Here is a 25,490-nt window from a genome sequence, read left to right on the forward strand (position 1 = left end):
TGGTCACCCCATCGAATCGACCGCCCTCAAGGCTGCGTTGAGCAGCTTCCGAGATTCTCTCGCATCTAGGGCTGTCGCTCGAAGGTGATCGAATGCTGTGCTGAACCGTGCGACTTCGTCTGGTTCCTCGATGTAGAGGCTGCCAGCGACGTTGTCGACGAAGACGACGCTCGGGATCGGTTCGGGAAAGTGGAGTTGGCCGAACGGGGAACCGCTGGCGGCGTGTGCTCCGGCCCGCAGCGGCAGGATCTGCAGGACCACGTTCGGCATGTCCATCGCATCCAGAAGATGGCGTAGTTGGGCGCGGCGGGTTGCCGGAGTTCCGGTGCCGCGTAGGAGAGCGGACTCATCGATGATCGCCCAGAGTGACAGCTCCCCGGCATGCAAGCGTTCTTGTCGCCGCATTCGCAGTTCCGCCCGCGCCTGGATGGTTTGCTTGTCCTCCTGCGGTGCAGTCGTTTCCATCAGGGCGAGCGCGTAGTCCTCTGTTTGAAGCAAGCCTGGGATCAAGTCGATCTCGAAGTAGTGGGCGTGGGTCGCCTCGGACTCCAACTCGACGTAGTCGGCGAAACTCGTGGGCATGGCCTCGTCGTAGGCGTCCCACCAACCGCGCCGCCGTGCGTCGCGAGCTGTCTGCGTCAGCCACTCGGCTACTTCGGGTTCAGCTCGGTAGAGATCGCACAACACGCGGACGTCCGATACGGAAACACCGATGTTCGCGGTCTCTACTTTGGACACCTTCGACCGCGACCAGTCCATCTCCTGCATGACCTGCTCCGGAGTCACTCCAGCTTGCTCGCGAAGGCTCCGCAACGTGGCCGCGAGGCGGCGCTTGCGAACTGTCGGCAAAGAGCGCTTGGCCATGCGCACACCGTATCCGATCACCCGATACGGGATGATTGGAAAATTTTCTAATCAGACACGTTGCTTGTTGATCTGGCAACTGACACTCTCTGTCATGTAACAGCGACGAAGAGTAGTGAGAAATGCCGAGGAGGGCCCTGATGTCTGACTACTTGACCTACGTCTGGCGCCCGGTCACGGGAGGACGCCACGCTTTCCCGATCACAGCAACGAAGACCCCTGCGGGTGTGCCGGTGGTGGCGTTCTGCGGAGCGGAAGCGGACGCGTCAGAGCTGCACGGCAGATCCGAAGTGGACTGGGTTCGCGAGGACACCTGCATGCGCTGCTGGCACGTCCTCGCCGCCCGCCCCTGACCCGCCGGGGGAGATGGCGATTTCGCGCGAAATCGCCGCCCGCCACGCGTGCGAAACGCTGATTTCACGCGAAATCACCGCACCTCAGGCCACGAAAGGAAGATCGTCATGTTCTGGATCCAGCTCAGCACGTTCGTCCTGTTCAACCTGCTGATCCTCGCCATGCTCACGACCCAGATCCCCGCGCGAGCCATCGCGTTCTCGACAGGCCAGCACACAGGTGGGGGCGAAGGTGCTTACACGGTCTGGCATCTCATAGCCGACGTCGAAGCCGAACGCCGCGCCGCCGAAGAAGAACGAACCGAGCGGGAACATCCACACATACCACCGGGATTCCCCACTGCCGACCCCGACGAAGAACCCACCTGGGTCGACCAGCCAACTGGGCGGCACCACCTGCGCACGTAACGCCTCGTGAGTGCTTCGGGTCGCTGTAGCAGCCCAAAACACTCACGAGACCTGGCCTCCCGAGCAGGGCCGGTGCGGTGACCTCCCCGACCCCCAGCCGCACCGGCCCACCCCGGTGACCGGGCGCGACACGCCCCCGACCCACGCGCCCGGTCACCGGCCAACTCCTGTTGACTGCTGCGCGCAGGCCGTGAGCTTGGCCCCATCACCAGTTGCGGTAACCGCCCAGAAGACTCGCGGCCGAAGTGCCTGCAGGTACTTCTGAACCGGGGCGCTGCGGTTCGGTGAACCGCAGCGCTTTCCCGTTCTCAGAGCCTTCGCGTTTCCGCCAGTCTCATCAGCTTCATCGCCGCTACGCGGTCGCCCAGCGCTCGCGGCAGTTCGTGCTGGCCCGGGTCGTGCCCCTCGGCGAGGAGGTGGTCCGCGCCCAGGAGGGCCAGCGCGACCTGGAGTTCGGTCACCTCCGTCGTCTGCTCTCCGACACCGGGTGGTCCCGTGCCGTCTCCCGCGAAGTAGATCCGGGTTCCCCTGCCCAGCTCGTATTCCGTGAGGCCCGGGCGGACGTGCGTGCGCGTCGCGCAGACTCCGTCCAGGCCGTGCACTATCTGCTCGGCGAGTCGCGGATCCACCACCGCCGCCAGGGAACCGTCCGGCAGCGAGGTGATGTCCACCAACGACGGGCGGCCGGTGAAGATCACCACCGAGGATTCGGTGACCGCCGCGTCTCGGGAGCGGACCTCGTGGCCCTGGAAGTGGGCGCCGAGCGCTTCGACCGGGTCGGGCTCCACGACCACCACCCGCATCCCCATCGCCGTGCAGTAGCCCGCAACCATGCCGCCCACCGCGCCGAACCCGACCACCGCGACGCGCCGACCCGCCGGCTGCAGGTCGGCGCACGCCATGACCTGCCACAGGGCCCGCTGCCGCGCCTCCGCGAGGTGGAGCAGCGCGAACATCCGCGGCGGATGGGCTTCGAGCACCGGGACTTCCAGCCGGATGTCCAACGGCGCCGAATCGGTCCGGTTGACCACCCCGAGCAGCGCCCCGGTGACGTCGGGCGCGGCGCGGTGCGCGATCCGGGTCAGGAAGCCGTCGTGGTCGAACAGCAGGTCCGGTGCGAACTCCCGCAGCAGCGCCTCCGCTTCGGCCTGCCCCAACAGGTTCTCGTCGTCGCCGGCCGCCGTGCTGCGGTGGGCGAGGTGCACCTCGCAGCCCAGCTCGCCCAGCGCCCTCGCGAGAACGAGGTCGGCGCCGCCGGGATCGACCAGCACGAGGGCCTTGCGGTCGTGCATCGGCACACCGCCCCACTGCGCGAGCAGTTCGCGCAGTGCGGGCATCTGCTCGATCCGCCAGTCGGGGTGGACCGCCATCGCCGTGTCGGTCATCGCAGCGTCACCGCCTCCGCATCGCCGGGCATCGCGATGCCGAGGCTCGCGAGGCGCGCGCGGGCGATGGCGTCGTCGACTTCGGGCGGCAGCGAATGCACCCCCGGCGGGATCTCGCCCCGGGCGAGCAGCCGCGCGCCCAGCGCCTGCACCGCGAACGTCAGGTCGATGACCTCGATCTGGTTGCCCGCCCCGCCGCTGATGTTCACCAAGGCCCCCTCGCAGAGCACGTTGATCCGCTTCGCCCCGAGCCGGTAGCAGGTGAGGTGCTCCGACACCGGCTCGCCGACCGCGCCCGCCGCGCCGAGGCCGGGCAGGTCGATCTCGAAGTCGCTGTGCCCGGCGTTGGCCAGCACGACCCCGTCGTCGAGCAGGTCGAAGTCCGCGCCCGCGAGCACGTGCTCCACGCCGGTGGCCGTGATCACCAGGTCCGCGCCCGGCAGGCAGGTGGCGTGGTCGCCGACGGCCATGCCGTCCATGTGCGCTTCCAGCGCGCTCACCGGATCGATCTCGATGACCGACACGGCCGCGCCCAGCGCCCGGGCGTAGATCGCCAGGCCCCGGCCCACCCAGCCGTAGCCGATGATCGCGATCCGCTTGCCGGTCAAGAGCATCCCGGTGAGCCGCGAGATCGCCAGCAGGGTGGTCTGGCCCGTGGAGTGGCGGTTGTCGAAGAGGTGCTTGCAGCGCGCTTCGTCGACGGTCAGCGAAGGCGGGAGCCGGACGGTGCCCGCCTCCGCGAGCTCGCGCATCCGCGCGGTTCCGGTCGTGGTCTTCTCGCAGATGCCCCGCACCTTGGCGAGCTTCTCGGGCTGGTGCTCCGCCATCAGCACCACGAGTTCGACGCCGTCGTCGAGGATGAGGTCCGGTTCCGAGTCGCCGATGGACAGCAGGCCCGCGCGCCAGTCCTCGACCGGCTCGCCGCGCCGCCCCACGGTCTCGATCCCGCGCCGCCGGAGGTGCTCCACCACGTCGTCCCGGGTGGTGCGCGGGTTGCTGCCGCCCACCACGACCTCGGCCCCGGCGTCCTGCAGGACGGTCGCCAGGAATCCCGTCTTCGGGTCGAGGTGCAGGGCGACCGCCACCCGCAGGCCCTGGAAGGAGCCGTCGCCGACCAGCCCCCGGACGTAGGAGTCCAGCAGCGGGGAGTTCCGCCGGATCCACGCCATCTCGCCGGCGACGCCGCCGGAGTCGGGAACGGTCACGGTGTCGTGGTGGTCCACGTCGGCCTCCCGGTGTCTTGGTCCGGCTGTCGGTGGCCCAGCAGCGCGGTCACGGCGTCGTGCAGGTTTTCGGCGATCGGCACGTCCAGCGCCTCGAAGTGCTCCCGGGAGTGGAGCGCGTCTCGGCCCGCGTGGTACAGCACGCAGTGCGCGCCGCATTCCCGCGCGGCCAGCGCGTCGTCCACGCTGTCGCCGACGAGGAGCACGCGCTCCGGGCGCGCACCGATCTCGGTCAGGTGCCGCCGGAGGTGCGGGGCCTTCTTCGCGGCCTCGTCGGTGCGCAGCCCGTCGATCCGGCGGAAGAACGCGGTGATCTCCGCGGTCTCCACCAGCGGGAGCAGTTTTTCGTGCGGGTACATCGAAAGCAGCGACTGGGCGAAGCCCGCGTCGGCGCACTGCCGCAGGACGTCGCGGGCCTGCGGGTGCAGGCCGACGTCCTGGCGGTAGCGGACGTAGGTCTCCTGGAACGCCTCGGCCAGCCACTGCTGCTCTTCGTCGCTGAGATCGCGCTCGGCGAGCCGGTCGTAGAACAGCGGGATGGGCTGGGTGTGGTGCTCCTGGTACCGGGTTCGCGTGACGGCCGGTAGCCCCGCCCGGGCGAAGATGTCGATCGTCGCGTCGATCAGCGCGGCGGTGTCGGCGAATAGCGTGCCGTTCCAGTCCCACACGATGTGGTCGATCTCGGCGAAGCGCGTCAAGTCGTTCTCCTTTCCACGCGCGGCATCGGAGGAATCAGCGGACGTGTTCTGGCGCGGGGTGTTCACGGGGAGAGCTACTACCAGAAGGTGCCGGTCCCGGGCCGGATCCGTCCGGATTCCTACGCCATTCGGGTGGGAGGTGGGACACATCGCCCAGCCCGCGCAGCCGCACGTGGTCCTGGTCGAAGGTGAGCTCCGTGACCGAACCGACCGGTGCCGCGGCCAGGTCGCGGTAGCGGGACAGCGGGATGCCCAGCAGGAAGCAGGCGGCCAGCCGGACCGGGGCCTTGTGCGTCACCAGGGCCACCTCGCGGCTCCGTTCGAGCGCGTCGCGGACGGCCGCGACCACCCGCGCCGCCACCTCCAGGCCGGATTCGCCGCCCGGCGGGCAGTGCAGCGCCGGATTGCGCTTCCAGGATTCGTAGCGCTCGTCGCCGTGCAGATCGGACGGTTTCTTGCTCTCCCAAGCACCGAAGGACAATTCGCGCAGTCGATCGTCCACTTCGTACTTTCCCGTGCCGCGCGCCAGCCGCTCGGCGGTCGCCCTGGCCCGGGTGGCGGGGCTGCTCAGGACTAGGTCGATGCCGTCGAGCGCGGGATGACCGGCCAGGTGCCGCGCCATGGTCTCGCCGGTGGCGGTCAGCGTCGCGTCGTGCGCGCCGCAGAACCTGCCCTCGACGGTGCATTGCGTCTGGGCGTGCCGGATGAGCAGGAGGCGGCCGGGAGCGGGCGGCGAAGTGCGTTGGGGGATCATGGTTTCTTCCGCATCGGTAGGGGTCATCGGGGCGGGTTGTCGCCGCGCAGGCGCAGCCGCATCGCCGAGGCGATCGCCGACAGGGCGTAATTCCCGGACTGGCCGGGCATCGCGCCGACGGACGGGCGCGCGGCCGCCGACTCGCGCAGCGCCTCGCAAGTCGTGTGGAGCTGCGTGGCGAACGAGATGTCCTGCGCCGCGTACGGGGTCGGTTCGCCGTGCGGGTGCGACAACTCCTTGTCGGGCAAGGCGATCCGGATGACGCGCTCGTGCGTCAGGTGCGCCACCCGCAGGCCGGCCACCCCGGTCCGCCACTTCGCGGCGGTCCGGTGCAGCGCGCCGGCGTCGACCTCCTGGGCGACCGAGGCGACCACCAGCGCCCCGGTGCGCATCTTCGCCAGGTGCGCCTCGCGGAGCGTGTCGGCGCGACCGGTGGTGGTGCAGATGATGTCGGCGATCCCGGCCGCCTCCTCCAGCGGGAGCACGTCGAAGCCGTCGAGGACCGCCATCAGCGCCCTGGTCGGCCGGACCTCGGTCACCACCACCCGCGCGCCGATCCCGCAGGCCCGGGCCGCGACCCGGGAACCCACCGCGCCGTAGCCGGCGACCGCCACCACCTGCCCGGCGATGGGCTCGCCGCCGACCACGCCGATGACGTCGATCAGCCCCTTCGCGTGCGAGTCGGAGGCGACCACCTCGGCCGTCGACCGGTCCGCGGTGATCACCGGGAAGCGCAGGTAGGGCCGTTTCTTGATCAGCTGCGCGCCGCGGGTGGTCCGCTCGACGGCGAACTGCGGCCCGGGGAATTCGGCGAACTCGTCGTGCATGGCGGTGGTCAGCACCGCGTCGTCGTCGAGCAGCGCCGTCGGCCCGTCCCGCCACGCCGCCAGCGAGCTCCGGATCGCCGACCGGACGCCGCCGGGCCCGGTCGGATCGTGCACCACGCAACCGGATTCGCGAAGGTGGTCGGCGACCTCCCGGTCGAAGTGCCGGGCGCTCGTCGCGCACCACACGACGCTCGCGCCCATCGCCCGGGCGGTGTGCGCGGCGACCGCCGAACCGGCCGTCACCAGGCCCGCGATCAGCAGTCGCCGGCTCGCCAGCGGCTTCGACGAGCTGAAGTCCCGGCGCAGCGCGGCGAGCGCCGGCATCGAGCCCTCCGCGAGGTCGAACCGGGCGAACGCCGTCGTGCCGCCGATGTAGCCGCCGCGCGAGCTGCCGCTCTGGTGGTCCAGCGGCGAGCGCAGGGCCGAGCCGTACGGCGGGCGCGGTCGCGCGGCGACCTCGGCGTCCCAGCCGACGCCGAGGTGGCGGAGCTTCCGGCGCGCCACCTCCTCGTCCTGCTCCTGGTCGACCTCGTGCACGCCGGGGGCGAGTTCGCCGGACTTGGCGGCCAGGTGCAGCACCGCGAGCGCCTGGTTGGTGAAGGTCAGGTCCATCGCCTCGCTCGGATTGCCCTCGGCCGCGTCGAGGTTGACCAACCCGCCGCCGGAGAGCAGGTCCACGTGCCTGCCGTTGGTGAGGAAGTGCCGCTGGACGTGCGGCCCGACCTCCGCCACGTAGTCGGTTCGCCTCGCCAGGTCCGCCAGGTTGATCTCGACGACCGAGTGGCCGGTGTTGCACAGGATCGCGCCGGCGGGCAGCAGGTCGAGGTGCTCGCCGGTGACGACGTCGGGCTGGCCGGTCGCGGTGCACACCAGGTCGGCGGACCGGGCGGCCACGGCCATCGGCTGCACGTCGAAGCCGTCGAGCCGGGCCCGGATCGCGGTCAGCTCGCTGCGGCAGGTGATCGTCACGCGGGCGCCCATGCCGCGGGCGCGCCGCGCCAGCCCGCGGCCGACGTGCCCGTACCCGCACACCACGAACCGCTTCCCGGCGAGGAAGGTGCCGGTCGCGCGCAGGATTCCGTCCAGTGTGGACTGCCCGGTGCCGTGGGTGTTGTCCACCTCCCACTTGGTCACGACATCGTTGACCAGCACCACCGGGAAGGTCAGCCGCGGGCGCAGTTCCTCGCGCAGGAGCTGGCTTCCCTCGGAGGTCTTCTCGGTCGCGGCGACCAGGTTCGGGAATGCCTCGGGGTCCTGCACGATGGTCCGCAGCATCGCCCCGCCGCTGTCGAGCGCCAGGGTGGGGCCGCCGTCGAACGCCCGGGCGCATTCGACGACGGCCTCCTGCACCGCCTCCGGGGTCATCCCGCGGCGGCCGAACACCCGCACCCCCGTCTTCGCGAGGGCCGCGGCGACGTCGTCCTGGGTGGAGACCTCGTTCCCGCCGGTCCAGGCGACCTCCGCGCCGGCCGCGGCGAGGAGCTCGACCAGCACGCCGGTCTGCTTGGTGAGGTGAGCGCATCCGCTGATCCGGTGCCCGCGCAGCGGCTGGGAGGTGCGCAGATCGGCTTGCAGCCCGTCGAGCACGGGCATCTGCGAGCGCGCCGCGCGCAGCGCCTCCTCGCCCTGCGCGACGAGCTCGGCATCGGTCGGCGATACCGCCCAGGTCATACCATCGCTCCGTCCAGCGCGTGCCTGCACGCGCAGTCGACGTCCTCCGGCAGGGCGCCCACGAGGCCGCGGACCATGTCCAGGACGTGCTCGGAGTTGGCGTTGAACGCCTTGAGCACGCCCGCGTGCGAGACGACCTCGGATTCCTCGTCGCCGGCCACTTCCTTGGCGGCGACGTCGTAGTCGGTGATGTAGGAGACGTTGGAGTAGCAGAGCTCCAGCTCGCGGGCCAGCACGACCTCCGGGAACTGGGTCATGTTCACGAGGTGCCAGCCCTGGCCGCTGAACCACTTGCTCTCGGCCGCGGTGGAGAACCTCGGCCCCTGGATCACCACCACCGTCCCGTTGCGGTGCACCCGGGTGCCCAGCCCGGTGAGGGTTTCGTAGGCCAGGCCGCGCATCCGCTCGCAGTACGGGTAGGCGGAGCTGATGTGCGCGGAGGTGTCGCCGCCGCTGAAGTAGCTGTCCGGCCGGCCCCAGGTGCGGTCGACGAACTGGTCGACCAGCACGAAGTCGCCCTTGCGGTACTCGCGCTGCAGGCTGCCGACGGTGTTGAACGCGACGACCTGGCGGACGCCGAGCTGCTTGAGCGCCCACAGGTTGGCGCGGTACGGCAGCTCGGAGGGCAGGAAGTCGTGGTTGCGGCCGTGCCGGGGGAGGAACGCCACGCGCCGCCCGGCGACCTCGGCGATGCTGATCGGCGCGCTCGGCTTGCCGTAGGGCGTGTCGACTTCGACGTCCGTGCTGTCGTCCAGGAACCGGTAGAAGCCGGTTCCACCGATGAGGGCGATCGATGCGTTTTCCATGATGTGTCTCCTCACTGGCGGCACGTTCACTTGCGGTGGGGGCCGGCGCCGATGTCGGCGCGGACCATCCCGGTGAGCTTGTCGAGTTGTGCGGCGACATGTGGGGTGTCGGCCAGCTCGCCGTAGAGCCGGATCCCCCCTTCAGTCGAAGACGGGCGCAGCAGGAACCACTGCCCGTCCCCGAGCCAGCACTTGATGCCGTCCACCTCGGTGATCCGCTGCGGCCGGGCGCCGAGGACCTCGGCGAGCGCCCGGACGCCGATCGCCCGCAGCCGGTCCGGGCCGGCCGATCCCGGCACGCGGGTCTCGAACCAGCGCAGCGCGCCGTTGCGCGTGCGCACGTCGTCGACCAGCACGGACAGCGGCGCCCGGGTGCGGTGCAGGACGTCGGCGAGCGCGGCGACGGCGGCGAACGGATCGCGGTCGAGGCCGTGCTCGGCGAAGCCCAGGTCGCCGACGCCGCCGCAGGCCGCCGCGGCGAGCCCCTGCGCGAGCAGCGGCGAGAGGTGTTTGAAGCCGATCGGGTGTTCGTCGATCTCGTAGCCGAGGCGTTCGGCGACCCGGTGCACGATCGTGCCGGTGGCGACGGTGATCGCAACCCGGCGCGCCGCACCGGTCGGCTCGTCTGAGCTGCGATGTTCCAGCAGCAGCGCGAACAACTCGTGCGGCAGCACCGAATCGCCGCGCTCGTCCAGCACGTACATCCGGTCGCCGTCGCCGTCCAGGACGATCCCGAGATCCGCGCCCGAGGAGAGGACTTCCCGCGCCGCGCGGGTCCGGCTGGCGGGCGAGGACGGGTCAGGGATCAGCCCGCCGAAGTCCGGCATCGGTTGGCAGCCAACGGGAATCGGCTGCCAACCCAGCGTCGTGCACAGCTTCGCCATCGGAGTGCCCGCGACGCCGTGCAGCCCGTCCACGACGACGCGCAGCCGTCGGCGGGCCGGTTCGCGCGTCAGGGCAGCCGCGGCCGCCACGTGCGGATCGGTGAGGTCGGCGGCCGTTTTCCACGTCGTCGTCGCGCGCGCGTCGCCGGGCGGTGGGCTCGGGTCCGCGGGCCCGCTGAGCAGCTCGACCACGCGGCGCTCGGCCTCGCTGGTCAGTGGCGCGCCCGGGGCGACCTTCGCCTTGACGCCGTTCCAGTTCGGAGGGTTGTGGCTGGCCGTGATCAGCAGGGCGGCGTCCACGGTGCCGGTGCGCACCGCATGCGTCGCGGTGGGCGTCGGCAGGTGCGGCACCACGGTGTTGCGCCGCACGCCGAGCGCTTGGGCCGCCGCGGCGACCGCGTTCGCCGCGGCTTCGCCCTGCTCGCGGCCGTCGAATCCGATCAGCAGGTCGTCGCAGGGCCGGGCCTGCCGGACGACCCGCAGGATGCAGGCGGCCACGGTCGCGGCGTTCGCGGCGGTGAACTCGTCGCCGATCACGCCCCGCCAGCCGTCGGCGCTGGGGCGCGGTCCGAGTGGGGGGTTCACCTGGTTCTCTCCTACGGGGAGGTGGGTGCCTGGCTCAAGAGCCGGTCGGCGAATGTCGTTCTGTTCTTTGCCTTCGAAGCGGCGTCAGCCGCACCGCCACGCAAAACGAGTCCTCCAGCAGGCTTCAAGCCAGTGCATCGACCACTTCGGACAGTGCGGCGAGGTGGCCGCGGGCGCCCGGTGCGGTCACCGCCAGCGCGCCTGCCCGGTTTCCCAGCCGGAGGCGGAGTTCCGGCTCGAACCCGGCCAGCGCCGCCAGCACGTAGCTCGCGGCGAAGGCGTCGCCCGCGCCGGTCGGGTCCACCACCTCGACCGGCACCGAGGGGCAGTCCCAGCGCCGGCCCGAGCGCACCAGCCGGGAGCCGCCGTCGCCGAGGGTGATGACGAAGTCCTGGTCGTCCCGCGCCCGGCCGGCGGCCTCCAGCGCCCGCTGGAGGTGCCCGAACTCGTCCCGGTTGGCCAGCACCACGTCGCACTCGGGCAGCAGCTCCGCGATGACCGGATCGCGGGAGTAGATGCCGCCCGGGTTCCAGCACAGCAGCGGCCGGTGCGGCGCGGCGCGCGCGAGCCGCACCGCCTCCTGCAACGCCGCGCGGCTGGGGTCGAACAGCACCACGGCGTCGTAGCCGGCGAAGTCGATCGCGCCGAGGTGGGCCTCGGTGAGCAGCTCGTTCGCGCCGCGCACCAGCAGCATGTAGTGCTTCTCGTCGAAGACCGGGATCACCGCGTGCCCCGTCGACGCGCCCGGGTGCCGGACGATGAGCGAGGTGTCCACGCCCCGCTCGGCCAGGTCGGCCACGATCCAGTCGCCGTGCTCGTCCGCCCCGACGGCCGCGGCCAGGCCGGCCCGCACGCCGAGCGCGGCGAACGCCGACGCGCAGTTCCCGGCGTGCCCGCCGACGGAGGTGATCGACTCGGTGACGAGGACGGCGCCCTCGTCGTCGGGTTCCTTCTGGGCGAGCAGGATCGTGTCGACGTTCAGCGATCCGACGAGCAGCACCCGCGCGCGTCCCGCCACGTCGGCGAGCTCCGCCGCCGGGGAGGCCACCCCGGCCGGTGCTCCGGGGCCGAGCCGGCTGGACATCGCGGGTTCACCCCCTCCCCGCGGGCACGATGGCGATGGCGCTGATCTCCACGCGGCACCCGGTTTCGGCCAGCCGAGCGACCTCGACCAGCGTGCTGGTGGGGGAGAGCCCGGCGAGGACCTCGTTGCGGACCGCGGAAACCCGGTCGAAGTCGGTGGCCACGTCGGAGAGGTAGACGGTCAGGCTGACCACGTCGGCGAGCTCCCCGCCGGCGGCCGCCAGCACCGCGCGGATCCGGTCGAAGACCACCTCGGTCTGCTTGCCCGCGTCGTCCGGCGCGACGACCCCGCCGTCCGCGTCGGTCGCCACCTGCCCGGTCACGAACACCCACCGGGCGTCGGCGGGCACGCGCACGGCGATGCCCGGCGAGTAGTTGCCGATCGGCTTGGAGTGCCCCTCGGGCACCAGGAAGTCCTTCTGCAGCATCATGCGGGAACTCTTTCTGGGTAGGGCCCGTACGTGGATGTCGTTGCGGCCAAGCGGATTTCGCGGACTTCGACGTGCGGGGGCAGCGCGAACAGGCCGTCGACGACCTGCGCGACGTCCCGCGCGGAGAGCGCGCCCGCCCGGGTGCCCGGCCGCGCGTCCGCGTGCGACCCGCTGAAGTGGGTGTCCACCCGGCTCGGCAGCACCAGGCTGATCCGCAGCCCGGCCGCGCGGTGCTCCCGGCGGGCGACCTCCAGCAGGGCGAGGGTGCCCGCCTTCGCGGCCGAGTACGCCGCGCGGTCGGGGAACGGGTGCACCGCGGAGTCCGAGAGCACGCCCACCACCAGCGGGTGCGCCGCCCGGCGCAGCGTCGGCAGCGCGGCCTGCAGGACGTGGAAGGCGCCGTCGAGGTTGGTGCGCAGCGCGGCGGACCACTCCGGCGCCGGGACCTCCGCCAACGGCCGCCACACCCCGGCACCGGCGTTGAGCACCAGGCCGGTCAGCGCCTCGGAACCCGTTGCGCAGGAACGGATCCCAGCCTCGACCTGGTCCCGGTCGCCGACGTCGACCGCCTGCTCCACCACGGCCGCGCCGTGGCCGCGCGCCAGCTCCGCGGTCTCGCCGAGGTCGTCCCGGCTGCGCGCCCACAGCACCAGGTCGTGGCCGGTGCGGGCCAGGGCGATCGCGATCTCGCGGCCGATCCCGCGGCTCGCGCCGGTGACGAGCACCCGCCCCCGGCCGCTCATGACGAACCCCGCAGCTCCGGCCGTGCGATGCGTCCCGGCACGATCTCCATTCCTTCCGACACCGTCGCCACCAGGTGCGGCACGAGGTCCTCGATCAGCTGAAAGGCGAGGTCGACGGACTTCACCGAGGTGCGGTGGTCGCCGCCGACGGTGCACAGCCGCCCGTCCCGGACCAGCCCGGCCGCCACCACGCCCACCGAGCCGGGGGCGAGCGCCCCGCGCTTCGCGTGGTGCACGGCGATCGTGCGGCCCCGGGCGGTACCGGCCGCGGCGATCAGCAGCGCGCCGGAACACACGCCGTAGACCGGCGTTCCGGCGGCGCTCGCATCGCGGACCGCGGCCAGCAGTTCCTCGTCCAGCGCCGCATCGGCGGCCCCGCGACCGCCCGGGATCACGACCGCGTCAGCAGCGGTGAAGTAGCGCAGATCCGCTGCCACCCCGATCGGCACGCCGCCGGACGTGCTGAGGTGCGGGACCGGGCCGGCCAGCCGCACCTCCAGCTCCTCCGGCGCGACGCTCGCGGCCTTGGCCAGCACCGCGTACGCGCCGAACAGGTCCAGCTCGTTCACGCCGGGATAGGCCAGAACCGCGATCCGGGCCGGGTGCGCTCCGTCGGCGGACCGCATCACCGACCGGTCGCCACGTCGGCGGCTTCGAGCTTGCGGAAGCCCTCCTCGACCATGTCCGGCGTGTAGCTCGGGTGCCCACCGGCCGGGGACTTCAGCACCCGCACCGCGGCCACCGGGAACCCGGGCAGCTCGGCGCGGCGGCTCGCGGCGGCGACGCGGATCAGGTCGATGATCACCCCGGCCGCGTTGCTGGAGTCCTGCACCTGCAGCTTCAGGTCCAGCGAGATCGGCGTGCCCGCCCACCCGAGGCCCTCGATGTTCAGCACGGCCACCTTGTGGTCCTTGAGGTGCCCGATGTACCCGGCGGACGGGATGACCTCGATCTTGTCCGGGCTGATGTTGTCCTGCGCCAGCGCGTTGATCTTGGAATCGCGCTTGCTCGCGCCGTGGTCGCGCAGGTTGCGGAAGTCCTCGTTGCCGCCGAAGTTCAGCTGGTAGGAGCTGGCCAGGGTGAGGCCGCGCTCGGCGATCAGCCCGAGCAGCGCCCGGTGCACCACCGACGTGCCGAAGTGGCTGGCGAGGTCGTCGCCGACCAGCGGGACGCCGGCGGACTCGTAGGCGGTGAGCATCTCGGGCGACCGCGCGACGATCTCCGGCGTGCAGTTGACGAACGCGACCTTGGCCTCCAGCGCCGCCTTCGCGTACGCGTCGGCCGCCCACTGCAGCCCGGTCGGCAGCGAGTACAGCAGCACCTCGGCGTCGCTCTCGCGCAGCTCGGTGACGATCCGCCGGAACGCCTCGGACTCCGGGCCGGCGTCCGCCTCCGCGAGGCCCGCGGTGACCTCGAACTTCGGGTCGGGCAGGTCGACTTCGAGGCGCGGGTAGTTGTTCGGCTCGGCCAGGACGGCCTCGGCGAACGGCTTGCCGACCTTGTTGGGGTGCAGGTCGAACGCGGCCACGAACTCGATGTCGCTCACCCCGAGGCCGCCGATGCGGGCGCGCTTGATCCCCGGGAACTCCGACTCGGGCACGCCCTGGGCGGCCAGCTTCGCGTAGAGCTGGGCGCCCTGGAACAGCGCGGAGATGTTGTTGCCGACACCTGCCACGGCCAGTCGTAGCTTGGCGGTCATTTCTCTCCTATCGTCAACGGTCGTGCGATTGCCTGCCACCGGCCGCCGGGCGCGGTCCACCCGGTCGGCCGGCGGCCATGCGTTTCACCGCTCGTCGTGCGTGAGCGCCTGGTGCAGGAGCTGTTGGGCGACAAGGGCATCGTCGAATCCGGCGATCAGCCCGGCGTGCTGTCCATCCACTTCGGACAGCCGGTCGAGGATGGCCGGGTACGGGTTCATGTCGTGCGCCGGGAACGCCGTGACGACGGGACCGGCCGCGCCCAGGGTGCTCACCAGCAGCCGTGCGCTGCCGTCGTCGGGGGAGGCCTCGACCACCAGGACGGCGCGCGCGGCCTGCACGATCACCTGGAAGCACCGGCGCCCGGCGGCGATCCGGGAGACGAACACCCGCGCGTGCCGGTCGCCCGCGTCGGCGAGCCAGACGTCGGCGACGTCCTCCGTCTCGCACCGCACCGGCCCGGTCGGCCCGCGGCGCTCCTTGCACGCCACCGCCGTCCGCGCTCCGGTGACCTGCCAGTCTCCCGGCGCGATCCAGCGGAGGACGTCGAAGAGGTGCACGCCCTGGTCGGCCAGCGCGCCCGCGCCCGCGTGCTCGCGCCGGTGGCGCCACGGGAAGGCGGTCTCCGGGCCGGCCAGGAAGTCGTGGTGGAAGGTGAGTTCCACGTGGTGCACCTCGCCGAACTCGCCGGCCTGCACGAGGCGCCGCAGTTCCCGCAGCGCGGGGTTGATGCGCCACTGGAAGACGACGGCGGCCCGCTGCGCGCTCGGGTGGCCGGCCAGCCGGGCGGCCGCGGCGACGTCGTGGGCGAGCGGCTTGTCCGCGATCACCGCCAAGCCGCTGTCGAGCGCGGCCGCCGCCAGCTCCTCGTGCGTGTCGGGCGGCGACGAGATCACCGCGGCGTCCACCCCGCCGTCGGCGATCGCGCCCACCACGTCGGTCGTGACCGTGCCGATCCCGTACCGGGCGGCCAATTCCTCGGCGCGTGCGCGGTTGGAGTGGTAGCCGAGCACGCGCACATCGGCGGCGCATCTGCCTAGCCATTCGAGGTGCTGCTGCCCGAATCCCGCTCCGGCCACGAGGAAACGCACGTGAACTCTCCTTCTGCAACGCCGGCGCAGCGGCCGCATGAGAAATGAGCTGCGGCGATGAGAAAAGGCGTCGCGAGCCCGCGCGGTCGAACTGCAAGAATGTAAGTTTTGCGATTCGAGAACGATAACCAGTGCACATTTCCGCACTTTTGTTTGAAGTTATCACCGGCTCCCATCGGCCGCAAGGGAGCCGGGGCCCTACCAGGTTCGGGTAAATGCGGTGCTCGGCCCCGCCGAAGGAGTGGTGTTTTTCCCACACTTCCCGGAACTGGTGATGGCGGCATTCGCGATCGTCCAGTTCGGTCGAACGGGGTGCCGTTTGCCGTCGTGCGGGGCGTGCCCGACCGCGGGGTTAACGCGGCGCACACACCCGCGACGTGAATTCGGCGAACACCCTTCGCGGTCGCGGCCTGCGGCCGTTCCGGTAGTGACAGCCCTGTTCGGCCGCGTGCCGGGGGCCTTTCGGTGCCGCAGGGTCACCATTCGTCCACTTGAATATGATGTGGGACACTCTGCGATTTTTGACCCAGGTTGGTATCCTGCCAGGCTTTCGAGCGGGCGTTCGGCCGCCCTCTGCTGGATGGCCGGATAATTTGTGCTAAACGGGCTCAGTGGTGGCGAACGGACAGTTTCTTGACATCGGATGCGGTGTCGGTAGCATTTGAAAAAGATGCTGGACTGGACCAACTGCGCCCATCGGTCCAACGAGTTTTCGCTCCGCCGCGCGGAGCCGTGCCCGGCTTCCGGAAATACGCGTGATGTTCGGTTCGGCGGCGTGCGCCGATGACCTGCGCCGCCCTTCCCATTCGAGACAGGAGTGAATGTGATTGACATCGGAATCATCGGTGGGACCGGTTTCTACAAGTTCTTCGACCAGTCGGAGCAGGTGACCGCGACGACGAAGTACGGGGACCCGAGCGCCCCCATCACCATCACCGAATGGGCCGGGAAGACGATCGGCTTCCTGCCCCGGCACGGGCGCAACCACGAGTACCTGCCGCACCGGGTCCCGTACCCGGCGAACCTCGCCGCGCTGCACGACCTCGGCGCGCAGCAGATCCTCGGCTTCAACGTCATCGGCAGCCTCTCGCCGGAGGTGGGCAAGGGCCACTTCGTGCTGATCGACCAGCTCATCGACCTCACCTGGGGCCGCAACTGGACGATCTTCGACGAGCCCGGCGGCGCCCACGCCGACGCCGCGCACCCGTACTGCGAGCGGCTGCGCCGGCAGGCCATCGAGGCGCTGAAGGACACCGACGAGGTCGTGCACCCGCGCGCCACGGCCGCGGTCATCAACGGCCCCCGGTTCCAGACCAAGGCCGAGAGCCGCATGTACCGCAACTGGGGGGCCGACGTCATCAACATGACGCAGTCCACCGAGGCGTCGCTCGCACGCGAGCTGGAGCTCTGCTACGTCAACCTCTCCTACTGCACCGACTACGGCGTCATCTCCGAAGACCTGGCCCCGGAAAGCGGCGACGCGCCGGTGAAGCACGTCGACGTCGTGGCGCAGTTCCAGCGCAACCTCCACCGCGTCGAGCCGGTGGTCCGCACCGTGACGCAAGCGCTCCGGGACGACCCCTCCTGCGGATGCCGCTCGGCTCTGGACGGCTGCTGGGTGCGTGCCTGAGCCCGGCACGGCGCGATCGACGAGGAGAGGACGAATGGGCGACTCAGTGCATGACGTGGCAGTCGAGGACCTCGCGGAGATCCAGGCCCGGGAGCCGGACGTCGTCGGGCGCAGCAAGCGGGTCTGGCGAATCGGCGAGGACGCGTGCCTCATCGAACTGGTGCCGAGCCTGCGCAGCTTCACCTACGACCGGGACGAGCTGATCGAGTCGACCGGTTCGCTGCGGATGGACTTCTACGAGCTGGCGGCGCAGCAGTTGGCGAAAGCCGGTGTGCGGACGGCTTTCCGGCGCCGCACCGGCCCGATCAGCTACCTGGCGGACTACCGCCCGGCGCCGCCGTTCGAGGTCATCGTCAAGAACGTGGCCACTGGATCGACCACCAGGAAGTACCCCGGCCTGTTCGCCGAGGGGCACCGGTTCGAGCCGCCGGTGGTGAAGTTCGACTTCCGCATCGACCCGGAGGACCAGCCCATCGGCGAGGACTACCTGCGGGCGGCCGGGGTTCCCGTCGCGGCCTTCCACGACCTGGCCCTGCGGACCAACGCCGCGCTGCGGCACTGGATGGCGCCGCTGGACCTCTGGGACTTCTGCCTCGTGGTCGCGGTCGACACCGACGGCGAACCCACGGTGATCTCCGAGGTGTCGCCGGACTGCATGCGGGTTCGCGACCAGCACGGCAACGCGCTGGACAAGGACCTCTTCCGCGCGGGCGACGGCGTCGACGTGATCACGGAACGCTGGCAGGAGTTGATCGCGCATGTCCGAGACGCGCGCTGATCGCCTGCCCCGCGTCGCGCTGGTGACCGGCGCCAACCGCGGCACGGGCAAGGCGATCGCGGAGCGCCTGACGCGGGCCGGCGTGCGGGTGTGGACGCTGAGCAGGCGTCCGGACCCGGGCCCGCGGTCGCTGCCGTGCGACCTGGCGGACGTCGACGCGGTGCGGGACCGCGTCGACGAGGTGGTCGAGGCGGAAGGCGACCTGGACCTGGTGGTCGCCAACGCCGTGGACCGCTACTTCGCCACGGTCGCCGAGCTCGACCTCGCCCGCTGGTCGCAGGCGCTCACGGTGAACCTCACCTCCGTGCTCGCCCTCGTGCAGGCGGCGCTGCCGGCGCTGCGCCGCACGAACGGCAGCATCGTGCTGATGGGCAGCCACGCGGGCACGCGGTACTTCGAGGGCGGCGTCTCCTACAGCGCGGCGAAGGCGGCGATGAAGGCGGTGTGCGAGTCGCTGCTGCTGGAGGAGCGGCCGAACGGCGTGCGCACCACGCTGATCAGCCCGGGTGCGATCGCCAACGAGGACGACGACCGCTCGAAGCTGAAGATGACGGTGGAATCCGTGGCGGAAGTGGTCTGGCAGGCCGCCTGCGTGCCGTCGGACACGGTGATCGGCGAGCTGGAGTGCCGTCCGTCCGCATTGGCCGCGCCCACCGTCAGCGGCATCGACCGACTCCAGGCGGTGTGACCACAGTGGACATTGGATCGAGCGGAGGGGGTGGCGTGCGCCGCCCCGGGACAGGTGTGGGCCCGGATCCCCGGACCTGGGCCCGCGAGGACATCGACGCGATCGCCCGCCGCGCCGCGCTGCTGACCGAGGCCGACCCCGCGCTGATCGGCGCGGTCGTCGAGCTCGCGGCCAGGTGGGGGCGGTCGGGAGGCCGCCACCGGCCGTGGGAGGGCGACGCCATCGACGCGCTCCGCGGCCGCGGAGCCGCGGTCGACGAGGAGTCCGTGGCGCTGAGCATGCGGGCCGGGCGCGCGGTCCTGTCCGGGCTGGCGATCGCGCCGTCGCCCTACCCGAGCGGTCCCCTCGGCAGCGCGGCCGACGCACTGGCCGCCGACGTGCTCGACGCGATCTGCTGCGAGTACGCGGGCCGGCGGTTCCGCGTGGAGGTGGACGCGGAACTCGCCGTGCTGGAGCGCTGTGCGAGCAGATCTGCCGTGCGCAGCGCGGTCGCCGGCAAGCGGCAGGTGGTTCAGCGCCTCACCAAGGAGCTGCGCAGGCTTTCCGACGAGGAACCGCAACTCCCGGAGGGCGGCGAGCCGCTCGTGCACGACGACGGGGAGCACGTCTCGGTCCGGTTCGCCCCGGCGAGCTCCACCCGGAACACCGTCGTCAGCTTCACCAGCCCGGTGCGGCTCGACGTGGCGGCGGGCGGCGTGGTGGCGCTGGACCTGCTCGACACGCCGGACCTCCTCGCGACGGTGACGGTGCCGGGATCGGGGCCCGCCAAGGCGGATTACGACTCCGGCTGGCTGTGGATCACGGTCGCGGCGGAGACGGCGACGGCGCGCCGCACCGGGGTCGCCGACGTGGACGCGCTGCTCGACGGGTTCCAACTCACGGCCCTGCACGTCTACCCGCGGGAACCGCTGATCGTGAGCGACTGGTGAAGGCGGGCTCGGCGCGGGTGCCGGTGCCCATCGATCTCGTCGCGACCGACCTGGACGGCACGCTGCTCACCGGCGACGGCGAGCTCGGCGACCGCGTACGGGCGGCCGTCCGGCGCGCGCAGGAGCACGGCGTCCACGTCGCCTTCATCACCGGCCGTCCCTTCCGCGAGACGATCTCGATGCTGGCCCGGGCGGGGCTGCGCGGCTTCACCGCCGCGAGCAACGGCGCCCTGATCAGCGACGAGCGCGGAGAGATCCGGTACGAGCAGGTGCTGACCGCGACCAGCGCGGCCTGGGCCGTCGAACGGCTGCGGGCGGGGATCGGCTCGGTCTCCATCGGCGCGGTCAGCGCGGAGGAACTGGCGCTGGATCCGGACTTCCCGGCCGACCTCGCGAGCAACTGGCGCGATCAGCTGGGTGCCGGGTCCGTGCCGGACCTGGTGCGCGGTGGGCGGGTGCTCAAGCTGCTGGTCGCCCACCCGCACCGGTTGGCGGGTGAGCTGGCGGCCATGACGGCGGAGCTGCTGGGCGGCGGTTTCGCCGTCACCTACTCGACGACGCGCTTCCTGGAGGTCTCGCACCGGTCGGCGGACAAGGGCGTGGCGGTCGAGTTGATCGCCGACGCGCTGCAGGTGGAGCTCAGCCGCGTCGCGTGCGTCGGCGACATGCCCAACGACCTGCCGATGCTGGGCCGCGGCGGCCTCGCGGTCGCGGTGGCCAACGCGGCGGATTCCGTGCTCGCGGCGGCCGACCTCGTCATCCCGACCAACGAGGAGCACGGAGTCGCGACGCTGCTGGACGCGGTGGTCGAACAGCGGAGGGCCGCCCACGGGGTCCGCAGTTTCAATTGAAACTGCGGACCCCGCCAGTGACTCCCGAAGGGGGCCGCCATGCGCGACCAGTGCTCGAAGGAGCTTCAGCGGGACGGCGACTGCTCGGATTCCGTTCGGGCATCGGAGGATTCCGCGCCGGAGCCGATCAGCCGCCGGCCGACGACGTAGATGACGAACCCGATCAGCGCGAACAACGCCATGGCACCGAAGGCGAGGTTGATCGGCAGCGAGCTCACCGCCGCGCCCGCTGTCGCCGCGCCCGCCGCGTTGCCGACCAGGAAGATCGTCACCAGCCAGGCGAACGCTTCCGTGACGGTGCCCGGCGGGCAGATCCGGCCCACCAGCACGTACGAACAGGTGAGGGCCGGGGCGAGGAAGAGCCCACCGATGAAGGCGAGGACGGTCATCGCGATGGCGCCGGGCGTCAGCATCAGCGGCAGGTACAGCGCGGCCAGCGTGCCGAGCAGCACCAGGAGCCGCTTGCTGTCCCGGCTCTTCCACACCCGGGCCCCGTAGACGATGCCGCCGATCATCGCGCCGACCGCGTTCGCGCTCAGCAGCACGCCGTTCATGCTGGGCAGGGACACGTGCTCGGAGTAGGCGACGGCGAGGATGCTGAACGCCCCCATGGCCGCGCCGACGCCGCAGTTGCACACCAGCACGACGGTCAGCAGCGGCGAGCGGAGCGGGCCGAGCCAGTGCCGTTCGGCGTGCACCGGCCGCCAGCGCCAGACCGGCGGGGCGAGGCAGAAGACCACCACGCCGATCAGGCCGAACATCCCGGTCGCCAGCACGACGTAGGCGGAGGGGGCGATGGCGATGCCGCCGGCCACCAGCAGGGGGCCGCTGATGAAGATGACCTGCTGGGTGGAGGAGTCCAGCGCGTAGCCGGCTTCGAGCTGTTCCTTGGGCAGGATGTCCGCCCACAGGCTGCGCAGGCACGCCTCCAGCGGCGGGGTGAGGGCGCCCGCCAGCACCACCGAGGCGCCGAGCGGCAAATAGTCGTCGACGGGGAGGAACGCGGCCCCGAAGAAACCGATCGCCGAGCCGGCGGCGGAAATGAGCATGACAATCGGTTGGCCGAACCGGTCGACGAGTCTGCCGAGCAGTGGGGAACCGCCCGCGGTGCTCAAGGCGTAAATCGCGGTGAAAAGACCGGCGACCTCGTAACCGGCCTGCTGCTGCCGGAGATGGATGGCGATCGCGATCGGAGCCATTCCGTTCGGCAATCTGCCGACAATGCTTGATCCGAGCAGGTGAGCGACATACTTCTGCCGAAGCATGGCCACGTACTGCACTGTTTCTACCTCCTGCGAGATCGGCGGCGGGAAACGACCGGCGGTCCGGGTGGTGGCCTTGTCGTGTTCTCGCCCGTTCCTGCCCAGTTGATGGATCAGCCGTGGGCGAGCGTACCGGCGGAGATTTCGCCGACGTTGGCGACCCGGTGGAGATCCTAGTCGCGCGCGAGGGAGCGGGCGAGGTTTCCGACGGCCTCTCGCGAAATGCGCTCATCTCTGTCCGGAGGTGTTCCACTGGCCGATTCAGCCTTGATGACCTGCGAATAGTGCTGTCGCAGTGGTCTTTACCGGGAATATTCCAAAGTGTCGGTATACGTCGATTCGACCTTTCGCGCCACTCGTTCTGGCGATTGACGCACATCGGTGTGCGCCCTTTCGGCTTCGGTGTGTGGCGTCCGAAAATTCCGCTCGCCCCGATGGCGGTCCGCGTAATGCGTTGCAGCGAATGGGTGAACATGGAGTTCGCTCCCGCTAACCGCCCAGCGTGGCGCAGGTGGAAGAACCAGCAGATGTCGGTTTTGTTCGGCAACGCGTTCTAGTCGGCCGGGCAAATGGTGCGCTCGACTTCATTGCGGGGCTGCTGTAGGGTCGGCTCCAGTGTTGGGGAAATGTGAATTCACCCGCTCAATGTCCCGGGAGTCTTCTCCAGCACCGGCGCCCCGTGAAAAATGACGTGGCTGCCTTTCGAAGATGAGCGCACCCCGATCTTTCCGGAGTGCGCTCCAGGCTGACGTGACTGAGGAGAGCAGGGCTTTTCGATGGGTATGGTGCACGATCTGGCGCTGGCCGATCAAGGACAACGCAAGATAGATTTCGCGTCCCGGCGCATGCCGGTTCTGCGCACGCTGACCGAGCAGTTCGCGGAGACGAAGCCGTTCACCGGTCACCGCATCGCGGCTTGCCTGCACGTCACCACGGAGACGGCGAACATGGTGCGCGCGCTGGTCGCGGGCGGGGCCGAGGTCGCGCTGTGCGGATCCAACCCGCTGTCCACCAAGGACGACGTCGCCGCCTCGATCCAGCGGGACCTCGGCGCCGAGGTCTTCGCGGTGTACGGCGCCGACCGCGACACGTTCTACGAGCACGTCCAGGCGGTGCTCAAGACCCGTCCGACCATCGTCGTCGACGACGGCGCGGACCTCACCACCACGATCCACAACGACCACGCCGAGCTCCTCACCGACGTGATCGGCGGCACCGAGGTGACGTCCACGGGCGTCCTCCGGATCAAGAACATGGCCGACGACGGCGCGCTGCGCTACCCGGTGTTCCCGACGAACGACGCGGCCACCAAGCACCTGTTCGACAACCGCTACGGCACCGGTCAGAACACCATCGACGGCATCCTGCGGGCGACCAACATGCTGCTCGCCGGCTCGACCTTCGTCGTCGTCGGCTACGGCTGGTGCGGCCGCGGTGTCGCGATGCGAGCCAGGGGCATGGGTGCCAACGTCATCGTCGTCGAGGTCGACCCGGTGCGGGCGCTGGAGGCCGTCCTCGACGGCCTGACCGTGATGCCGATGTCGCGCGCCGCCGAGCACGGCGACATCTTCGTGACGGTCACCGGGAACCGGGACGTCATCACGATCGAGCACATGCGCAAGATGAAGGACGGCGCGGTCGTCGCGAACTCCGGCCACTTCGACATCGAGATCGGCGTCGAGGACCTGCGCAAGGAGGCCGAAGAGGTCACCGAGCTCCGCCCGAACTGCGTCGAGTACCGGCTCCCGGCGGGCAACCGGGTGCTGCTGCTGGCCGAGGGCCGGCTGGTCGGCCAGTCGGCCGCGGAGGCGCACCCGGCCGAGGTGATGGACATGACCTTCGCGACCCAGGCGCTGGCGCTGGAATACCTGGTGGCCAACGCGGAGTCGCTGCCCGCGGGCGTGCACGGCATCCCGAAGGACATCGAGAACCGCGTGGCGAAGGCGAAGCTGGACGCCTACGGCGTCGAGATCGAGCAGCTGTCCGACCAGCAGAAGCGGTACCTGACCGACTGGCGCGTCGGCACCTGATCGCCGCGTCCCGCAGCGGTCCCGCCCCGGTCGTCTCGACGCCCGGGGCGGGACCGTTTTTCGATCCGGAGCATCGCTCCCGCAGGTCGGCGGCCAGCTTGCCGCCTGGGACGAGCGGCCCGCCGGTGCTGTGGACGCCTCCGGCCCGGCCGATCGTGGTGGCCGACCTGACCGAGCACACCCCGGACACCTTCAGTGCGGCCTTCGGCCGGAGCCTGCCGACCGCGAGCAACGAGACCACGATCACGATGGCGGTGCTGTCGAACGTGGGAGACCTGCCGGATGTCGTGGCCCTGCGCCGCAGTCGGTCCCGGCTTCACCGAGCAGGAGTGGAACGTGCGCGCGCCCGGCTTGCCCCGCCGTCGCTGCTGCCCGTGACCGGCCTCTGTGGACGCACGCGGTCGGTGGCACCGGAGTTCACCCGACAAGGTAAGCTTTGAGCAGGAGCGCAACCGCGACGGCAGGCATTCGGCCGGTGGCGGGTGCGAGCAGCGCATGAGCCGGGGAGAGTCCCGCGACTGGATCTTCTGGTAGTGGGGCGGTTCCGCGTTCGTGTCACCTGTCCGAGCGATTTGGACGGCGAGTCGGATAACGATCCGGGATCACCGCACGATCTCGTCCATGCCCGGCTCGCGGCGGTCGGTTGGAGCACGGATGATTTGTCCGAGCCCGTGAGCCGCGGGCCGGAAAGACCGACTGTGCTGGTTGATCTGCTCGATTGCTGACCGAAACGAACTCGTGATGCGTTGCGCGCAACGGAATCCCGTTGCGCTTCGTCTCTTGAGCAGTGGTGGTTCGTCCAAGGGGACTGACAGAGGACGGGGGAGTCAGTATGTCCGCACCAGGTATCGGCAAGGAATCGCACATCTCGCTGCCGGATTTCGCCTCGGTCGCCAAGCTGCCGAAGCCGATCAAGGCGCTCGTCTACTTGATCATGCTCTCGGTGCTGACGGTGGCCGGGATCGGCGCGCTGATGGCCACGATCGCGGTCATCGGCCAGCTGACCGGAGCCTTCGACGTGTTCAGCTTCATCGGCTGAGCAGCAGACCGATCGGGGCCGGCGCATCGCACGGGTGCGCCGGCCCCGTTTTCGTCCGTCGGAAACCCCCGGTAGGCCGCTCGGCGTAACGCCGTGCGCAGCGCATTCGACCGGTCTGACCAATCGGGTCGTAGGCCGGTCGGCGGGTCCACCCGCCAGCTCCAACCCCCCGCGACATCGCTACGATCGCCGGTATTGCGAAAGCAATCCTGGGGCAGTAGCTCAGCAGGTCAGAGCAGCGGACTCATAATCCGTCAGGTCGTGGGTTCAAGTCCCACCTGCCCCACAAAACACCTGGTGGAACACGGACAGGCGGGGGAGATCATCTCCAGACCTTTCCCGCACTCTTGCGAACCGTGCTGATCCGCGATTTTGCGCTCCCGGGGCGGTCGGCAACGGCGTGCGAGATCGCCGCCCGGCAGCGAGCATCCTGAAGGCGAGATCCCTGACCGAGCCGAAGGCGCGAAAGGCGGCCATGAACGCACCGACGTCGGCCATCCCCGAACGCATCCGAGCGGACGTTCAGCGGCTCTGGGACTACCACGATCTCCACCACGATCTCCGGCCCTGCGACGTGGGCGTCGGTCTGGGCGGCCACGACCTCGGCGTGGCGGACCACGTCGTCGACCTCTACCGGGGTGGCTACTTCCCGCTGATCGTGTTCACCGGAGCGAACGCGCCGACAACGGTGGAGCGCTTCCCGAGGGGCGAGGCCGTGCACTACCGCGAACGCGCGCTGGAACGCGGTGTGCCGGACTCGGCGATCGCGGTGGAGCCGCG

At 70.7% G+C, this 25,490-nt stretch carries 26 protein-coding genes, 1 tRNA gene and 1 pseudogene; 13 read left to right on the forward strand and 15 right to left on the reverse strand.

Annotation, left to right across the window (positions count from 1 at the left end):
• Positions 1-3 precede the first annotated feature (3 nt).
• Positions 4-864: a helix-turn-helix transcriptional regulator gene (locus AB0H93_RS37170; protein WP_358579889.1), complete on the reverse strand. Its 861-nt coding sequence runs from the start codon at positions 862-864 to the stop codon at positions 4-6.
• Between the two features lie 140 nt (positions 865-1,004).
• Here AB0H93_RS37170 and AB0H93_RS37175 point away from each other — a divergent pair, with 140 nt between their 5' ends.
• Both AB0H93_RS37175 and AB0H93_RS37180 read left to right on the forward strand, forming a co-directional pair.
• The gene (locus AB0H93_RS37175; protein WP_358579892.1) at positions 1,005-1,217 is read left to right on the forward strand and encodes a zinc finger protein; all 213 of its coding nucleotides are present in this window, start codon (positions 1,005-1,007) and stop codon (positions 1,215-1,217) included.
• A gap of 108 nt (positions 1,218-1,325) precedes the next feature.
• Positions 1,326-1,625: a hypothetical protein gene (locus AB0H93_RS37180; RefSeq protein ID WP_358579894.1), complete on the forward strand. Its 300-nt coding sequence runs from the start codon at positions 1,326-1,328 to the stop codon at positions 1,623-1,625.
• Positions 1,626-1,933: 308 nt separating this feature from the next.
• Here AB0H93_RS37180 and AB0H93_RS37185 read toward each other — a convergent pair whose 3' ends face one another.
• The 13 genes from AB0H93_RS37185 to AB0H93_RS37245 all read right to left on the reverse strand — a co-directional run bounded on the left by AB0H93_RS37185 (position 1,934) and on the right by AB0H93_RS37245 (position 15,503).
• On the reverse strand, positions 1,934-3,010 hold the full coding sequence (locus AB0H93_RS37185; protein ID WP_358579897.1) for an NAD(P)-dependent oxidoreductase: 1,077 nt from the start codon (positions 3,008-3,010) through the stop codon (positions 1,934-1,936).
• A complete protein-coding gene (locus AB0H93_RS37190) occupies positions 3,007-4,233 on the reverse strand; it encodes an adenosylhomocysteinase (protein ID WP_358579900.1) in 1,227 nt (408 codons plus the stop codon). The genes AB0H93_RS37185 and AB0H93_RS37190 overlap by 4 nt, the downstream gene beginning before the upstream one ends.
• Positions 4,212-4,931: an HAD family hydrolase gene (locus tag AB0H93_RS37195; RefSeq protein ID WP_358579903.1), complete on the reverse strand. Its 720-nt coding sequence runs from the start codon at positions 4,929-4,931 to the stop codon at positions 4,212-4,214. Before AB0H93_RS37195 ends, AB0H93_RS37190 begins: the two co-directional genes overlap by 22 nt.
• A 34-nt stretch (positions 4,932-4,965) precedes the next feature.
• A complete protein-coding gene (locus AB0H93_RS37200) occupies positions 4,966-5,685 on the reverse strand; it encodes a histidine phosphatase family protein (RefSeq protein WP_358579905.1) in 720 nt (239 codons plus the stop codon).
• 23 nt (positions 5,686-5,708) lie between these two features.
• Positions 5,709-8,183 carry an adenosylhomocysteinase gene (locus AB0H93_RS37205; protein ID WP_358579907.1) on the reverse strand — a complete coding sequence of 825 codons (2,475 nt, stop codon included), beginning with the start codon at positions 8,181-8,183 and terminating at the stop codon, positions 5,709-5,711.
• A complete protein-coding gene (locus tag AB0H93_RS37210; RefSeq protein WP_358579909.1) occupies positions 8,180-8,989 on the reverse strand; it encodes an S-methyl-5'-thioadenosine phosphorylase in 810 nt (269 codons plus the stop codon). The genes AB0H93_RS37205 and AB0H93_RS37210 overlap by 4 nt, the downstream gene beginning before the upstream one ends.
• 26 nt (positions 8,990-9,015) lie before the next feature.
• A complete protein-coding gene (locus AB0H93_RS37215) occupies positions 9,016-10,458 on the reverse strand; it encodes a hypothetical protein (RefSeq protein ID WP_358579911.1) in 1,443 nt (480 codons plus the stop codon).
• A 124-nt stretch (positions 10,459-10,582) separates the two neighbouring features.
• Positions 10,583-11,542: a PfkB family carbohydrate kinase gene (locus tag AB0H93_RS37220; RefSeq protein WP_358579914.1), complete on the reverse strand. Its 960-nt coding sequence runs from the start codon at positions 11,540-11,542 to the stop codon at positions 10,583-10,585.
• Positions 11,543-11,549: 7 nt separating this feature from the next.
• The gene (locus AB0H93_RS37225; protein WP_358579916.1) at positions 11,550-11,972 is read right to left on the reverse strand and encodes a RidA family protein; all 423 of its coding nucleotides are present in this window, start codon (positions 11,970-11,972) and stop codon (positions 11,550-11,552) included.
• Positions 11,969-12,715 carry an SDR family oxidoreductase gene (locus tag AB0H93_RS37230; RefSeq protein WP_358579919.1) on the reverse strand — a complete coding sequence of 249 codons (747 nt, stop codon included), beginning with the start codon at positions 12,713-12,715 and terminating at the stop codon, positions 11,969-11,971. The genes AB0H93_RS37225 and AB0H93_RS37230 overlap by 4 nt, the downstream gene beginning before the upstream one ends.
• Positions 12,712-13,341, reverse strand: coding sequence for a DJ-1/PfpI family protein (locus AB0H93_RS37235; protein WP_358579949.1), 630 nt, complete (start codon positions 13,339-13,341; stop codon positions 12,712-12,714). Before AB0H93_RS37235 ends, AB0H93_RS37230 begins: the two co-directional genes overlap by 4 nt.
• Positions 13,341-14,414, reverse strand: coding sequence for a hypothetical protein (locus tag AB0H93_RS37240; RefSeq protein ID WP_358579921.1), 1,074 nt, complete (start codon positions 14,412-14,414; stop codon positions 13,341-13,343). The genes AB0H93_RS37235 and AB0H93_RS37240 overlap by 1 nt, the downstream gene beginning before the upstream one ends.
• A gap of 84 nt (positions 14,415-14,498) precedes the next feature.
• Positions 14,499-15,503 carry a Gfo/Idh/MocA family oxidoreductase gene (locus AB0H93_RS37245; protein WP_358579923.1) on the reverse strand — a complete coding sequence of 335 codons (1,005 nt, stop codon included), beginning with the start codon at positions 15,501-15,503 and terminating at the stop codon, positions 14,499-14,501.
• A gap of 823 nt (positions 15,504-16,326) precedes the next feature.
• Here AB0H93_RS37245 and AB0H93_RS37250 point away from each other — a divergent pair.
• Genes AB0H93_RS37250 through AB0H93_RS37270 form a run of 5 tightly spaced genes read left to right on the forward strand, consistent with a single transcriptional unit; the run spans position 16,327 to position 20,379 of the window.
• Positions 16,327-17,133 (forward strand): MTAP family purine nucleoside phosphorylase, encoded by an 807-nt coding sequence (locus AB0H93_RS37250; protein WP_165968501.1) that lies wholly within the window; start codon positions 16,327-16,329, stop codon positions 17,131-17,133.
• Between the two features lie 34 nt (positions 17,134-17,167).
• Positions 17,168-17,911, forward strand: a complete 744-nt coding sequence (locus AB0H93_RS37255; protein ID WP_358579925.1) for a phosphoribosylaminoimidazolesuccinocarboxamide synthase — start codon at positions 17,168-17,170, stop codon at positions 17,909-17,911.
• A complete protein-coding gene (locus AB0H93_RS37260; RefSeq protein WP_358579928.1) occupies positions 17,892-18,599 on the forward strand; it encodes an SDR family NAD(P)-dependent oxidoreductase in 708 nt (235 codons plus the stop codon). Before AB0H93_RS37255 ends, AB0H93_RS37260 begins: the two co-directional genes overlap by 20 nt.
• A 35-nt stretch (positions 18,600-18,634) precedes the next feature.
• Positions 18,635-19,528: a hypothetical protein gene (locus tag AB0H93_RS37265; protein WP_358579931.1), complete on the forward strand. Its 894-nt coding sequence runs from the start codon at positions 18,635-18,637 to the stop codon at positions 19,526-19,528.
• Between the two features lie 23 nt (positions 19,529-19,551).
• Complete coding sequence (locus AB0H93_RS37270) at positions 19,552-20,379, forward strand: HAD-IIB family hydrolase (RefSeq protein ID WP_358579934.1); 828 nt, start codon at positions 19,552-19,554, stop codon at positions 20,377-20,379.
• 65 nt (positions 20,380-20,444) lie between these two features.
• Here AB0H93_RS37270 and AB0H93_RS37275 read toward each other — a convergent pair whose 3' ends face one another.
• Entirely contained in the window at positions 20,445-21,644 is a 1,200-nt protein-coding gene (locus AB0H93_RS37275) for an MFS transporter (RefSeq protein WP_358579951.1), read from the reverse strand.
• A gap of 116 nt (positions 21,645-21,760) precedes the next feature.
• On the opposite strand from AB0H93_RS37275, the gene AB0H93_RS37280 reads away from it, so the two are divergent.
• The 6 genes and pseudogenes from AB0H93_RS37280 to AB0H93_RS37305 form a co-directional block, all read left to right on the forward strand.
• Complete coding sequence (locus AB0H93_RS37280) at positions 21,761-22,198, forward strand: hypothetical protein (RefSeq protein ID WP_358579937.1); 438 nt, start codon at positions 21,761-21,763, stop codon at positions 22,196-22,198.
• Between the two features lie 225 nt (positions 22,199-22,423).
• Entirely contained in the window at positions 22,424-23,671 is a 1,248-nt protein-coding gene (locus AB0H93_RS37285) for an adenosylhomocysteinase (protein ID WP_358579954.1), read from the forward strand.
• A 98-nt stretch (positions 23,672-23,769) separates the two neighbouring features.
• Positions 23,770-24,111: a hypothetical protein gene (locus AB0H93_RS37290; protein ID WP_358579939.1), complete on the forward strand. Its 342-nt coding sequence runs from the start codon at positions 23,770-23,772 to the stop codon at positions 24,109-24,111.
• 392 nt (positions 24,112-24,503) lie between these two features.
• Complete coding sequence (locus tag AB0H93_RS37295) at positions 24,504-24,710, forward strand: hypothetical protein (protein ID WP_132493809.1); 207 nt, start codon at positions 24,504-24,506, stop codon at positions 24,708-24,710.
• Between the two features lie 211 nt (positions 24,711-24,921).
• Positions 24,922-24,996 (forward strand) — tRNA-Ile (locus AB0H93_RS37300).
• A gap of 189 nt (positions 24,997-25,185) precedes the next feature.
• Positions 25,186-25,490: pseudogene (locus tag AB0H93_RS37305) on the forward strand (YdcF family protein); the annotation flags it as partial.

Origin of the sequence: Saccharopolyspora sp. NPDC050642, assembly GCF_040654735.1 — a bacterium.
Classification (GTDB): domain Bacteria; phylum Actinomycetota; class Actinomycetes; order Mycobacteriales; family Pseudonocardiaceae; genus Saccharopolyspora; species Saccharopolyspora elongata.